This window comes from Nostoc sp. FACHB-190 (genome assembly GCF_014696905.1).
GTDB lineage: Bacteria > Cyanobacteriota > Cyanobacteriia > Cyanobacteriales > Nostocaceae > Nostoc_B.
The window spans coordinates 75,830-89,566 of sequence record NZ_JACJQW010000001.1 but is presented as its reverse complement, the minus strand read 5'-3'; the positions used below and the strand labels follow the sequence as shown (position 1 = coordinate 89,566).

The 13,737-nt window shown below is 39.3% G+C and carries 13 protein-coding genes; 9 read left to right on the top strand and 4 right to left on the bottom strand.

Annotated elements, in window-relative coordinates; genetic code table 11:
* Window positions 1-147 precede the first annotated feature (147 nt).
* A complete protein-coding gene (locus tag H6G28_RS00420) occupies window positions 148-1,248 on the bottom strand; it encodes a Get3/ArsA fold putative tail anchor-mediating ATPase NosAFP (protein WP_190668090.1) in 1,101 nt (366 codons plus the stop codon).
* Between the two features lie 87 nt (window positions 1,249-1,335).
* Window positions 1,336-1,527: a cytochrome b6f subunit PetP gene (petP, locus tag H6G28_RS00415; RefSeq protein WP_190590450.1), complete on the bottom strand. Its 192-nt coding sequence runs from the start codon at window positions 1,525-1,527 to the stop codon at window positions 1,336-1,338.
* Between the two features lie 116 nt (window positions 1,528-1,643).
* On the opposite strand from petP, the gene H6G28_RS00410 reads away from it, so the two are divergent.
* Entirely contained in the window at window positions 1,644-2,393 is a 750-nt protein-coding gene (locus H6G28_RS00410; RefSeq protein WP_190668087.1) for a Uma2 family endonuclease, read from the top strand.
* Window positions 2,394-2,403: 10 nt separating this feature from the next.
* Entirely contained in the window at window positions 2,404-3,138 is a 735-nt protein-coding gene (locus tag H6G28_RS00405) for a Uma2 family endonuclease (protein ID WP_190668082.1), read from the top strand.
* 10 nt (window positions 3,139-3,148) lie between these two features.
* On the opposite strand, the gene H6G28_RS00400 is transcribed toward H6G28_RS00405, so the two are convergent.
* Window positions 3,149-4,276: a GumK N-terminal domain-containing glycosyltransferase gene (locus H6G28_RS00400; RefSeq protein WP_242054423.1), complete on the bottom strand. Its 1,128-nt coding sequence runs from the start codon at window positions 4,274-4,276 to the stop codon at window positions 3,149-3,151.
* Between the two features lie 165 nt (window positions 4,277-4,441).
* Between H6G28_RS00400 and H6G28_RS00395 the strand changes: the two genes are divergently transcribed.
* The 7 genes from H6G28_RS00395 to asnB all read left to right on the top strand — a co-directional run bounded on the left by H6G28_RS00395 (window position 4,442) and on the right by asnB (window position 12,471).
* Window positions 4,442-5,770: a nucleotide sugar dehydrogenase gene (locus H6G28_RS00395; RefSeq protein ID WP_190668080.1), complete on the top strand. Its 1,329-nt coding sequence runs from the start codon at window positions 4,442-4,444 to the stop codon at window positions 5,768-5,770.
* 14 nt (window positions 5,771-5,784) lie between these two features.
* Window positions 5,785-6,744: a Gfo/Idh/MocA family protein gene (locus H6G28_RS00390; protein WP_313949876.1), complete on the top strand. Its 960-nt coding sequence runs from the start codon at window positions 5,785-5,787 to the stop codon at window positions 6,742-6,744.
* Window positions 6,737-7,318, top strand: a complete 582-nt coding sequence (locus H6G28_RS00385) for an acyltransferase (protein WP_190668074.1) — start codon at window positions 6,737-6,739, stop codon at window positions 7,316-7,318. The genes H6G28_RS00390 and H6G28_RS00385 overlap by 8 nt, the downstream gene beginning before the upstream one ends.
* Entirely contained in the window at window positions 7,315-8,478 is a 1,164-nt protein-coding gene (locus H6G28_RS00380) for a DegT/DnrJ/EryC1/StrS family aminotransferase (protein ID WP_190668070.1), read from the top strand. Before H6G28_RS00385 ends, H6G28_RS00380 begins: the two co-directional genes overlap by 4 nt.
* A 90-nt stretch (window positions 8,479-8,568) precedes the next feature.
* Window positions 8,569-9,432 (top strand): ABC transporter permease, encoded by an 864-nt coding sequence (locus tag H6G28_RS00375; RefSeq protein WP_190668067.1) that lies wholly within the window; start codon window positions 8,569-8,571, stop codon window positions 9,430-9,432.
* A 61-nt stretch (window positions 9,433-9,493) separates the two neighbouring features.
* On the top strand, window positions 9,494-10,558 hold the full coding sequence (locus H6G28_RS00370) for an alpha/beta hydrolase (RefSeq protein ID WP_190668064.1): 1,065 nt from the start codon (window positions 9,494-9,496) through the stop codon (window positions 10,556-10,558).
* 14 nt (window positions 10,559-10,572) lie between these two features.
* The gene (gene asnB / locus H6G28_RS00365; RefSeq protein WP_190668061.1) at window positions 10,573-12,471 is read left to right on the top strand and encodes an asparagine synthase (glutamine-hydrolyzing); all 1,899 of its coding nucleotides are present in this window, start codon (window positions 10,573-10,575) and stop codon (window positions 12,469-12,471) included.
* On the opposite strand, the gene H6G28_RS00360 is transcribed toward asnB, so the two are convergent.
* On the bottom strand, window positions 12,468-13,685 hold the full coding sequence (locus tag H6G28_RS00360) for a glycosyltransferase (RefSeq protein WP_199332744.1): 1,218 nt from the start codon (window positions 13,683-13,685) through the stop codon (window positions 12,468-12,470). The genes asnB and H6G28_RS00360 overlap by 4 nt on opposite strands.
* Between the last annotated feature and the right edge of the window lie 52 nt (window positions 13,686-13,737).

Here is a 13,737-nt window from a genome sequence, read left to right as displayed (position 1 = left end):
TGTATGGGAAAGTATGAAGTATGAAGGATGAAATTTGATAGCGATAACATCAACAGATAATCAAAATCAGATAGAAAAAGGCTTTTAAGCCCATAACCTGTCACCTGTCACCTGTCACCTGCTATCCACTTCATCCTTCATCCTGGTTTAAAAAGAAATAATCAAATAGTTATTTTGGAATTTTGCGCCAGTTACTGATCTACCAGTCAAGGCTGGTGGTAAGAAGATGTTTCGCCGTTGGTCGCCGGCTTCTACTGTGACTTCTGGCCCTACCTGGGTAAGTTTTACCTGTTTTTTATCAAATCCAGGCAAAAATAAGCGTACCTGACGGTTATGGACATCGATTTCGATGGGCTTGGGTACTTGGCTGGCTTGTGCTGCAAAGTTGGGTAAGGCATCTACTAGGGGTTGCCAGTTACCTTGGGTCACATCCGGCACAACATTTACAGATAGCGGTGCAAAATCCGCCGTTAAATCTGCTGTTGTCTGGTCAGCAATTTGGATAACTCCACCTACCGTCAGACCAACTTGTTGTGCGCTTCCCCACAAATAACGAGCAACTGCCACTTCTATGGGGTCATTGGTTGTTACCAAAAAGGCTGCAACTCTTTTGGGGTCAGCCAAAGCCGCTTTACCCTTGTCTAAGAAATCGTTGACTTGGTTGGTGGGTTGAGCAAAGTTATCTGCTGTCCAATTGACGTTGAAAAAACTGGTAATTAGTGGTTGTATTAATGGCGATTCAGAAATTGTCTTGCCTAAATCGGAATTGACAAACAACTGTCGAAATCGCCGCACATACCAACTGAGAGATTCTGGCAAACCCAACAGCCGCAAAGTAAAAGAATCACCAGTGCCATCGTAAATAATTGCATCATATTTGCCACTGGCATCATATTCACGGATAGCATTTAAGGCGAGGGCGCTGTCCATTCCTGGCAATGCCACCAGTTCTTGACCGTAAACCTCTTTAAAAATGGGTGTACGGAGGTATTGTGCCTCTAGTTTTTTAAGTTCTTCCCAATTGCGTTCTAAAAGTACAGATGCAGACAACTGTACTACTTGCAAATTAGGAGCGATTTCTTGAGGGTCAGCCGAGAGTGTAGTTTCTAAGAGGATAGGTAAAACTGGTTCTGCCAATCCTGCTAGAAGTACACGCTTACCTTGACTTGCCAATAGTTTAGCTGCGGCGATCGCTACTTTGCTACGTGCGATGCCGCCTTTGCCCAAAAATGTCAATATTAGGGACATTTCGTGATTTCCAATTACCGCCTGTTGTTTCCACTCCAACTTAGCATTAGGCAAATACTCTTAGCTTCCGCCTTGAGTTTGTCCTAGCTACACAGGTTTGATTTCGTCTTCAAAAAACCAAGTGGCGCTATTATCTTCAAACTTCACTACTATGCCAACGCCGCTACCATCAGTCATTTTGTAGCCTTCGATAACGCCGACTTTACCAAGTTTTTGAGCAATTGAGCTAGATACGCGATCGCGTAGACGATACACCTTAACCTTTTGTCCGATTTCCATGCTGCCTGATTACAATGCAATAAACCAAGTCTCAGTTTAGCGGAATCTGGGACTTATCTGTCACTTCGTTCCACTCCAAATTAAAATTAAATCAACACGCAATCAGGTATAAAACCATGTTTGTCACAGCGCAACAGCTAGAACAACAAATGCCCGATGCAACTCGGTTGTTGAGTGATGAGCCGGAAATGGAAACTTCGTTGCATTATGCACAGCTATTACTGTTAGTTACTTGTTTAGAATGGCTGTGGCGTGACCAAAATGACTATTTTATTGGTGCAAACCTGACAATATACTTTAGTCGTCAGCAATTACGAAATCGAGATTTTCGTGGCCCAGACTTTTTTTTAGTGAAGGACACGGAAAAGCGCCCCCGCAATTCTTGGGTAGTTTGGGAAGAAGATGGTCGTTATCCTGATTTGATTATTGAATTACTCTCGGACAGCACAGCTAACATTGATCGGAATTTAAAGAAAAGTCTCTATGAAAACCGATTTCACACACCTGAGTATTTTTGGTTTTCACCCGAAAGTCTAGAATTTGCTGGTTTTGAGTTGATTGGCAATAAATATCAACAAATCGAGCCTGATGGGCGTGGCTGGTGTTGGAGTGAGGTACTTGGTCTGTATTTAGGTGTAGAAAATGCTAAACTCCGTTACTTTACTCCTGAAGGGGACTTAGTGCCAACACCAGAAGAGGCGGCGCTAAACCTGCAACAGCAAGCAATTGCAGCATATCAACAGGCAGTTGAGGCACAGCAACAGTTATCTGACACTGAATTAAGATTGCAACAAGAACAGGAGCGATCGCAACGTTTGGCAGAATATTTGCGTTCTCTGGGTGTTGACCCAGACACTATGTCTTGAGGTAGCAGCAATGTATCAAACTGAACCGCCCCGTCCGCCACAAGAAACCATGCCTACAATGTATGATTTACCCAGTGAATTAATTGGGGAATCAGGGTTGCCAGACGAATTTCATTGTATGCAAGCAGATTTACTAACTGAAACTTGTCAACCTGCTAACTATTCATCAGCAGAAATTTTACTGGCGAGTGACTTAAACCTTTACTATGACCCCCGCCATCCATTGTGGTACAAACGTCCTGATTGGTACATGGTTTTAGGAGTACCGACAGCCGAACAACAGCAAGAATTACGTTTAAGCTACGTTATCTGGCAAGAGGGTGTTGCACCATATTTAGTCGTTGAATTACTTTCCCCAGGTACAGAACAAGAAGATTTAGGACAAACACTGCGGGAAGCCAACAAACCCCCGACTAAATGGGAAGTTTATGAGCGAACTTTGCGGGTTCCCTATTATGTTGTCTATGACCGCTACGAAAACAATTTGCGGGTTTTTCAGCTTAATGGTGCTGGTTATAAGTCAATGGCTTTAACAGATAATCAATTTTGGTTGAAAGAATTAGATTTAGGCTTGGGTCTTTGGCAAGGTACTTATCAACAAACAACAGGTTTATGGTTACGCTGGTACAATAATGCTGGTTGGATACCAACACTGAAAGAACAAGCTGAACAAGAACGCCAACGGGCTGATAAACTAGCAGAATATTTAAGAGCGCAAGGAATTGACCCAGATCATTTGACTTAATTTAGCTTATTCAAGCTGAACTTTTATTCATCATTTGAATCCACTGAGAGATTAATTCATCCCAAGAATAAATATTTTTAGTTGAGATTTGGCAACGATCATAGTTCTGTGCTGCGATTAAAGCTTGATAAATACTCCCAGCATCTCCTGGTTGATAGTAAGAAATATGAGGTCTAGAAGATTGCAAATACGCAGGAGCCACAATTGGCAATTTACAGTAAGTATATTGCATAATTTTGAGACTATCAGTAAAACATTCAGCCCCAGGAGTATATGCTAGTGTATGAAGTGCGATATCTGCGTGTTTAATATAAGGTATTGTCGACTCAAAGGGTAACTCTTGATAAGCAATAATATTTTTTCTTTTCGGTAAATTATTAATTGGCCCAATTATATGAAATTGCCAATTGGGAAATAATTGACTGGCTTGTTCTAAAAATTCGTAATCAAAATGAGCATTACCGACAAAAACAACGTTCGGTGTTTCTGAGGCTGGGTAAGGATTAACATACTCTTGGTTAAATAAATCTTTGCGGATGCCATGTAACTCTAATTGCACATTCGGTAAATCCGCAAATAAATGGTAAATATGTTGACTGGGAACACTGACTAAATCAAATTTGGGGGCGACACGAGCTTCAGTTTCCAATACAACAGAGTGATTGCGTAGAAGGCGCAAGTCATCAGATACTCTATAGATAAACTGAGCTTGGGGATTGAGTAGTTTAAATCGCTCAAATAGAAGCAAAGCTGGCGTGCTTTCAAAAATAAACAAGTCAGTCTCTTGTAACAAAGGTTCTATGCTGTCTAGAGGAAGTTGACCGTATAAATTGAATAAACCATAACTAAAACGATTGAGTAATTGAGAGCGCAAATTGGCGGGATGCCAAGGTGTAAACCAGACATAACTCCAAAAATTTGTCCGCATTTGCTGAAGTTGGTTTGCTTCTTGGAATACAGGATAAGCAAGGCGGTAGTCTCTCCGAATTACAGACAACCAACTCAAAGCGGCAGTGACAAAAATCACTTCCCAACCCTGATGCCAAAAAGCGTCAGCCAGCCAGTGAAAACCTGCTTTGCGTTTGGAATTCCAATAATGCCCAGTCACTAAAACTACACGCTTCATAGGTGATTGCATATCAGCATAAAATATTGTCCTCCAACTGCTAAACTATTACAGCAGTTTTACCGTAATTTTAAAAGACTTCTTTTGTAGCTATCCAGATTGTGAAATATTAGAAATATCCTGCATAACGGCAGTCTAATATTCAAATTTACGGGTGTAATTCTTATCCATAGACTCATGTTTGAAAAACCTTCTGTTTTATTAGATTTACAAGCAAAGATTGGAACACATACAGCGATCGTTGGTGTTGTAGGTTTGGGATATGTCGGACTCCCGTTTGCTGTGGAAAAAGCCAAAGTTGGTTATCAAGTGGTGGGAATTGAGCAAAATCCCCGTAGGGCTGAAAAAGTCAACATAGCTGACAACTACATCTCAGATATTAAAGATGAAGATTTGAAACAAGTGGTGAGTAGCGGCAATTTACAAGCAGTGTTGAATTTTGATCGGGTTGCGGAGATGGACGTAATTGTAATTTGCGTCCCCACCCCATTGACAAAAAATTTAACCCCAAACTTAAGTTACATAGAAAGTGTGACTCATTCAATCGCTAAACGCTTACGACCAGGACAGTTAGTCACCTTAGAATCTACCACCTATCCAGGCACTACGGATGAGGTGATGCGTCCAGTGTTAGAACAAATTAGTGGTTTAAAGCAGGGAGAAGATTTCTTTCTAGCCCATTCGCCAGAACGGGTAGACCCTGGTAATCAACGCTACACTACTAAAAATACGAATAAGGTAGTTGGCGCATCGGATACTAATTCTTTGGAAGTAGCGACTTTATTCTACAAGCAGACAATCGATCATGTAGTGCCGGTGAGTAGTGCCAAAGCAGCAGAATTAGTCAAGGTGTTTGAAAATACCTTCCGGGCCGTGAATATTGCTTTGGTGAATGAATTGGCGCTATTGTGCGATCGCATCGGTTTAAATGTTTGGGAAGTTTTAGACGCTGCCAATACCAAACCTTTTGGCATTATGCCTTTCTATCCTGGCCCTGGTGTCGGTGGTCATTGCATCCCCATCGATCCCCATTATCTAGAATGGAAAGCTAAAGAAGTGAATTTTAACACTCACTTTATCGCCTTGGCGGGAGAAATCAATCGCTCTATGCCGTTGTTTGTCCGAGAAAAAGCCCGCCGCGTCTTGAATGATTTGGGTTTAGCCCCAGCGAAATCCCAAGTCTTGGTCATTGGGACAGCTTACAAAAAAGACTTGGGTGACTGGCGAGAATCACCATCAATCATGGTAATTAATTATTTACTAGAAGATAAAATGACGGTGACTTACCATGATCCTTTTGTGCCGCAAATTGAAGTCCAAGGTCAAAGTTTTGCTAGTTTGCCCTTAACTGATGAGCATATCGCGGCGGCTGACTTGGTAATTATTGCCACCGACCACAGTCAAGTCGATTATGTCAATTTAGTCGCCAAAGCCAAAGCAGTTTTAGATACAAGAGGAATCACTCGACATTTAGATTGCCTGCACGATAAAGTAACTTTGCTGTAGGGATAGGTGAAGTGGTGACAAATTCAACACAAGCACAAGTAATTGTAGTTGGGGCGGGAAATTGGGGTAAAAACTTAGTACGGAATTTCCACGCTTTAGGGGCGTTGGCGGGAGTAGCCGAAGCCCATCCTGGTTTACGAGAAGCGATCGCCACAACATATCCAGATATTACTACATACACTGATTTCCAAACAGCCTTAGCAACGGATGTCCCGGCATTAGTTTTGGCAACACCAGCACCCAGCCATTATGAATTGGCAATGGCAGCTTTACAAGCAGGTAAAGATGTGTTTGTGGAAAAGCCGATGACGCTGCGGACAGAAGAAGCTAGAAAATTGGCAGAATACGCCGACAAACAAGGGCGGATTTTAATGGTAGGACATTTGTTACTCTACCAGCCAGCGATCGCTTGGATGCGGGATTATTTAGCCAGTGGCAAAGCTGGAAAAGTGCTGCACGTTGCCACTAGAAGGTTGAAACTGGGCAAAGTCCGCACAGAAGAAAATGTCTGGTGGTCATTTGCTCCCCATGATGTTTCTGTTGTACTAGACTTGTTGGGCAACCCAAAATTGCAAAGCGTCCAAGCCCAAGGTCATGCTATCTTGCAACCCAGTATTGAAGATTACGTGCAAGTTGACCTCCGCTTTGGCAGTGGTCAATCAGCCCAAATCAATTGTTCATGGTACTGGCCGTTAACAGAACGTAGTACTGTCGTGATTGCCGAAGCGCAAATGTTAGTTTACGATGAAGTCTCCCAAACGGTCACTATTCATCAGAAATATATTGACCAAGATTTAAAACACTACGACCAAGGTAGTGAAATTGTGGAAGTAGCAGCCTCAGAACCTTTAAAAATCGAGTGTCAACACTTCCTTGATTGTTTGCACACTCGTCAAACACCCCGTTCTGATGGTTGGAATGGCGTAGCAGTTGTAGAAATTTTAGAGGAGGCGCAAAAATCCCTACATGACTAATTATTTTGTACATGAATCCAGTTATGTGGATGAAGGCGCAGAAATTGGCGAAGGTACAAAAATTTGGCACTTTTGCCACATCTTCGGTAAAGCAAAAATTGGGCAAAACTGCATCTTCGGGCAGAATGTTTTAGTTTCTAATAACGTAGTTGTCGGTGATTATTGCAAAATTCAAAATAACGTCTCCCTTTACGAAGGCGTAATTTTGGAAGACTATGTTTTTTGCGGCCCTAGTATGGTATTTACCAACGTCAAAACACCCCGTTGTGAGTATCCACGCAACACCAGCAATGATTACCTGAAAACTTTGGTCAAGCGCGGTAGTAGTATTGGTGCAAATGCCACCATTGTTTGTGGCGTTACATTACATGAATGCGCTTTTGTGGCGGCTGGTGCAGTGGTGACAAAAGATGTGCCATCCTATGCGATGGTAGCGGGAGTACCAGCCAAAATAATTGGTTGGATGAGTGCCTACGGAGATGTGCTACAGTTTGATGCTGATGGCTATGCCGTAGATTCTACAGGTATGAAATATCAACAATTATCAGAAAAAGAAGTGCTAAGGGTTTCATGAGCCAAGATAAAATTCCTGTTCTCGACCTTAAACCGCAGTATGAATCGCTGAAAGCAGAAATTCAAGATGCCATCTCGCGGGTATTGGAATCTGGTCAATTTATTATGGGGCCAGATGTCAAATTATTTGAGCAAGAAGTAGCCCAATATTTGGGAGTGAAACACGCGATCGCGGTAAACTCTGGAACTGATGCTTTAGTGATTGGGTTAAAAGCGTTAGGAATTGGTCAAGGTGATGAAGTCATTACCACCCCCTTTAGCTTTTTCGCCACAGCTGAATCAATTAGTAATGTCGGGGCAACACCAATATTTGCTGATATTAGCGCAGATAGCTTTAATATTGATCCAAGTGCAATTGTTGAGAAAATTACACCCCGTACCAAAGCCATCATGCCAGTCCACCTCTATGGTAATCCCGCAGCGATGGCAGCAATTTTAGACATTGCCCAAGCACACAACCTCAAAATCATTGAAGACTGCGCCCAGTCTTTCGGCGCACGTTATTATGGCACTTGTGCAGAATGTCAAGATAGTTGTCAAGAAAGCACACGTACCCGCATTACAGGCAAACAAACCGGCACAATTGGCGATGTCGGCGCTTATTCCTTCTTCCCTTCCAAAAACTTAGGTGCTTACGGCGATGGTGGATTAATTGCCACCGATAATGACCAAGTAGCCGAAACAGCCCGGATGTTGCGCGTACATGGGGCAAAAAAGAAGTATCATAATGAAGTTTTAGGTTATAATTCCCGTCTAGATACCTTGCAAGCTGCAATTTTACGGGTGAAGTTGCCCCATATTGACCAATGGAACGAAGGTAGACGCAGAGTGGCAAAAACCTATAATGATTTACTGGCAGATGTTACAGGTGTCATCGCACCACACCTCGCCGATGGCCATGTGTTCCACCAATACACCATTCGGATTTTAAATGGCAAACGGGATATCGTACAACAACATTTAGCCGCCCAAGGCATCGGCAGTATGATTTATTACCCAGTACCGCAAGACCAACTACCAGTTTACAAAGGTCAATATCCGGCAAATCTTGTTAGTGATTTACTAGCAACTCAGGTTCTCAGTTTACCAATTTGGCCAGAACTTGATACCGCAAAAATTGAACACATTGTGAACAATATCAACAAAGCCTTAACCTCGTAAGCTTTCTAGTAAATTAAGTGCATAAATTAAAGCACCAATTAAAAATCACTCTCAACTGACTTTTCATACTTCATAATTCTATTAGAATCAATGCTTAACAAGCATCTCAAGCCTCGCTTTTTGTATAATTTCTTCAATTCTTTTCGCCTACTGTTTTCGGAGGTGATTTTTCCACCTTTTGTGACTTTGTGGCGGCATCGTTCCATGCTTTACCAAACCACCATTAATGAGATTAAAACTCGTCATGCAGGCTCCATGTTAGGTCTGTTATGGCTATTTATATATCCTTTACTATTTTTAGGAACCTATGCGATCGTTTATCTCTATATTTTTAAAGTCAGGTTTCCTACATTAGGTTCTAATGAATATGTAGCCCTGATTTTTTGTGGTTTAATCCCATTTTTGGGTTTTTCCGAGGCTTTAAGTTATGGTGTATCTTCGGTTGTTGCTAGTGCCAACTTGATTAAAAACACTCTATTTCCCATAGAACTTGTTCCTGTAAAAGCGGTGTTAGTTGGTCAAGCCACTCAAGTAGTAGGAATGGGCTTGTTACTAGTGGCGCTGACAATTATCGGTAAGCTTTCAATTTTTTCACCCCTATTTTTGTTTATCTGGATTTGTCAGCTTTTATTTTCTATGGGATTAATCTGGATACTATCTAGCCTCAACGTATATATCAGAGATATTCAAAACATAGTTGCTGTCTTAACTTTGATATTAATGATGTTAAGTCCCATAGCATATACAGAAGCAATGGTTCCAGCAGCCATGCGTCCATTATTAGCAATGAATCCGCTTTATTACATCATCATTTCCTATCAATCTGTATTAATGTTGCATCAACTACCAAGCACAAGAATTTTAATACCTTTGGTAAGTATGTCTTTATTTGCGTTTATTGGTGGCTTCTGGTTTTTCAGCCGTATGAAAAAAATATTTAGCGATTATGTTTAGAAAAAATTATATTGAGTGTACTCGTGAGATGTAATGTTTTTACTTATGTTTTTAAGATGTAATGTTTTTACTTATGTTTTTAAACCGACAACCCAAAAAACTAATTTTCAAAAATTTTAAATTATTCACTTTTATAGTTATTTTATTTATTCTATATTATTTCTCAACAATTAATCAACCATTACCTACTAATAATTTATCTAAAACTTGGTATAGTGAAAATAATATTAGTCGAGAAGAATTTATTGAAAAGAATATAAAACCAATCTTAGGGCAGCCACCTTCATTACAAAAAGAAATTTCTCCATTAATTAAAATTAATGACTTAAATTTTTTTTATATAAATCCTTTAAATGAAAAAGTTCCAGTTATTATCTTAAACTACCCCAAGCAAAAAAGAATCAGTAATAACTTGCCATCGCCAGGGCTTGTTGTAGCCATTCACGAAACTAATACTGTTGGCGGTGAGGAACCTTGTGGACAAGTAGGTAGAGAAGAAATGTTTTACGGCAAAATGATAGCGGATCGAGGGTATATTGTTGTATGTCCCACGTTAACATTTACGGGTATCCGTCAACCTACTAATCAATGGGATACGGCAGAGTTTTATAAAAAATATCCTAATTGGTCGGCTATAGGCAAAGATATTACTGAAATTTCATGGTTAATTGATTCGTTGTCATTATCTGGTTTTAATGTTAATCATGTTGCTTTAGTCGGTCATTCACAAGGTGCAATTTATTCTCTTTTTTCAGCAGCTTTAGATACGAGGATACATACTGTTATTGCTAATGCTGGTTTTGTAGATTTCAGGAAAGATCCAAATCCAGAAAGATGGAGCCGTCATAGTTGGTACAAAGCACTTCCATATATTCCTAAAAATTTTACTGAAGCTGAATTAGTGGCGGCTATAGCTCCCAGAAATGCTTTGATTTGCAATTATTTGCAAGATGAAATTTTAGTCGCTACTTCTCCTAATGATGAAATTCAAGATATGATGAGAAAATTTTCTTCAATTAACTGGGCTTTCTTCAATGGAAAACACGGATGGCCTACTGAAGTACAACAATTTGCTTTGTCATGGTTATCAAAGAAATTTCCTGTAAATAAAATTAGTAACAACTAGTAAAGTTTTAAATTATGTGTGGTGTTTCTGGAGCTTTAAATCTTGACTGGGAAAGTATTCCATCCTTAAATCGTCGATTACATGTGATGAATCAATTGCAGAGTCACCGAGGCCCCGATGGAGAAGGAATTTGGACGCATCAATCACAACATATTGGCTTTGCTCATCGTCGATTAAGCATTATAGATTTGAATGCTGGTAGCCAACCGATGACTGACCAAACAGGAAACTGGCTCACCTATAATGGCGAAATTTATAATTATATTGAATTACGGCAAGAATTAGACTCTAAAAATTTTATTACTAATTCAGATACAGAAGTAATTTTAAAAGCTTATCGTAAGTGGGGTACTGATTGTGTAAACCACTTCCGGGGTATGTTTGCTTTTGCTTTATGGGATGAGTCCAACCAAGTTTTATTTTGTGCTAGAGACCGATTTGGGATTAAACCTTTTTACTACACTGTTGTTGATCGAGTACTGTATTTCGCCTCTGAAGCTAAAGCTTTATTGCCTTTTGTTAAAAGTATAGAAACAGATTTAGACGGTTTTAAAGATTATTTAACCTTTCAGTTTTGTTTAGCAGGTAAAACTTTATTTAAAGGTATAAATGAACTTTTACCAGGTCATGTATTGCAAGTAGTCAACGGTGTTATCAAAGTTAAACGATATTGGGAAGTTTATCATAATTTAGATTTTGATCATACTGCTAAATACTTTGAAGAACAGATTGCGGCTCTTTTATCTGAGTCTGTTGAATTACATCTACGGAGTGATGTGCCAATTGGCGCTTACGTCAGTGGCGGATTAGATTCTAGTATTATTGCTTCTCTCGCTAACCAAAAAACTGGCGATAAATTTATTGGGTTTACAGGTAAATTTTCCCTTAGCGAAGACTACGACGAGAGCAAATATGCAAGAGAATTAGCACAATGGAGTGGATTTGAATTACATGAACTAGATATTACAGCAAACGATTTTATTGAAAATATACGCAAAGTTATTTATCATTTAGATTACCCAGTTGCTGGGCCTGGTTCTTTCCCTCAATACATGATTTCGCAACTAGCCAGTAAGCATCGCAAAGTAGTGCTAGGGGGACAAGGAGCCGATGAGATTTTTGGCGGATATGTGCGTTACTTAATTGCATACTTCGAGCAGTGCATCAAAGGAGCAATTGATGGAACAATGCACTCTAGTAACTTTATCGTGACTTATGAATCAATCATTCCCAACTTAACAGCATTGCGGAAATATAAGCCCATGCTGAAAGAATTTTGGCGTGAGGGTTTATTTGAAGAGTTAAATAGGCGATATTTCCGGTTGATTAATCGAGCGCCTTCTTTGGGGAATGAAATTAATTGGGAGGCTTTAGGTAATTATTCTCCCTTTGAAACATTTCAGGAGATTTTTTTAGCAGAGAATGTTGGACAAGAGTCTTACTTTGACAGCATGACACATTTTGATTTTAAGACATTATTGCCAGCACTTCTGCAAATCGAAGACAGGGTAAGCATGGCACATGGTTTAGAATCAAGAGTGCCTTTTTTAGATCATCCTTTAATTGAATTAGCTGCAACTATACCTGCAAATATTAAGTTCAAGGATGGCACAATGAAGCAAGTATTGAAAAATGCTATGCGTACTTCTTTACCTGCTTCTATTTGGAATCGACAAGATAAAATGGGTTTTCCAGTCCCATTAGTAGAATGGATGCAAGGAAATTTGAAGAACTTTGTCTGTGATATTTTTTCTGCAAACACATCCAAAAGGGATTTAATCAATAACCAGTTAGTCTTAGACAGCATTGGTAAGGAAAATAAGTTTGGTCGTAAGATATGGGGATTGTTATGTCTTGAATTATGGGAGCAAGAGTTTCACGACCAAGCTTTAAGATTCCGAAAGTTAGTCTAATGAAAAACTTTATTATAAAACTCTAATAACTTTTTACCTTCATTTTGCCAATTTAATTCTTTACCCGCTTCCTGACAAGATTCTTTCATCTTATCAAGTAGTTTTGGTTGAGAAAGTAAATTAGAGACAGCATTTCCAAAAGACTCTGGTGAACCCATATTAGTAGTGTCAATTACACCATATTCAGCTTTCATTTTCCGAAAGAATGGTAAATCTTCTGCAATAATTGGTACACCAGCGAGAACATATTCAAAAAACTTGTTAGGTGAGCAATAAAGATGGTTATCGTCAATTGGTCGGTACGGAATTACGCCAATATCTGCACCAGCAGAATAATTTAACATCTCATCGCTGGGGACTTGACCTAAAAAGAAAACTTTGTCTGCTACCCCTTCTTTTTGTGCAATTTCTCTTAAGTTAGGTTCATAAGCTCCATAACCGATGATGGCTAAACAAGCATCTTGCGGAAACCACTTAACGCCTTTAATTAAGGTATCAAGATTTCTTTCTGATGAGAGCCAGCCTTGGTATATTACAATTTTATATTGTTGTGGGATGTGTCCTTTTTCTTGTAATTTTTGTTTTGCTGTTTCTGGCTGAAAATTATTAGGAATTTCTGTACAGTTCATAATAACCTGTGGTTTAGCTATCTTATAGCGTTCAGCCATTAATGATGCGATAAAATCATTAACAGTAATTACAATATTGGGAAATTTAATATATTTTTTTTCTAATTTAAAATATAATCTTTGTAATTTTATTGGTAAAACTTCTTGAGCATAATATAACTCATGGGCATCATAAACTAAGGGAACATTACGTAACTTAGCTGCATACCAACCTGCTTTTAAACAAGGTAAATCATGTACATGATATACATCTGCTGAAAATTCTACAGCTTTGGATATAATAAATTGGTCAAAGGGTGAGATTTCAAAAAACTTCTTAGCTAACAACATATATGCTTTATTAACAAAGCGAATTAGGTGTTCATTAGCAGGGAGTTTTGCTCGAATTAGTTTTAATCTTTCATCATCCCAGTCATAACAATAACGATGAATTTCGATACCGTCCTGTTCAAAATGCTCTTCTTGTGCAGTTTCAAAACCAGCTAAGATAGTAACTTTATGGCCGGCTTGAGTTAAAGTTTTCGCTTCTAAGATAATACGCCTGTCTATCATATAGCAATCAGGCGTAAGCATGACAATATTCATAAGTTAAACACAAATATCTACTTTTCAAAACGTACAAACATACGCTGCATTT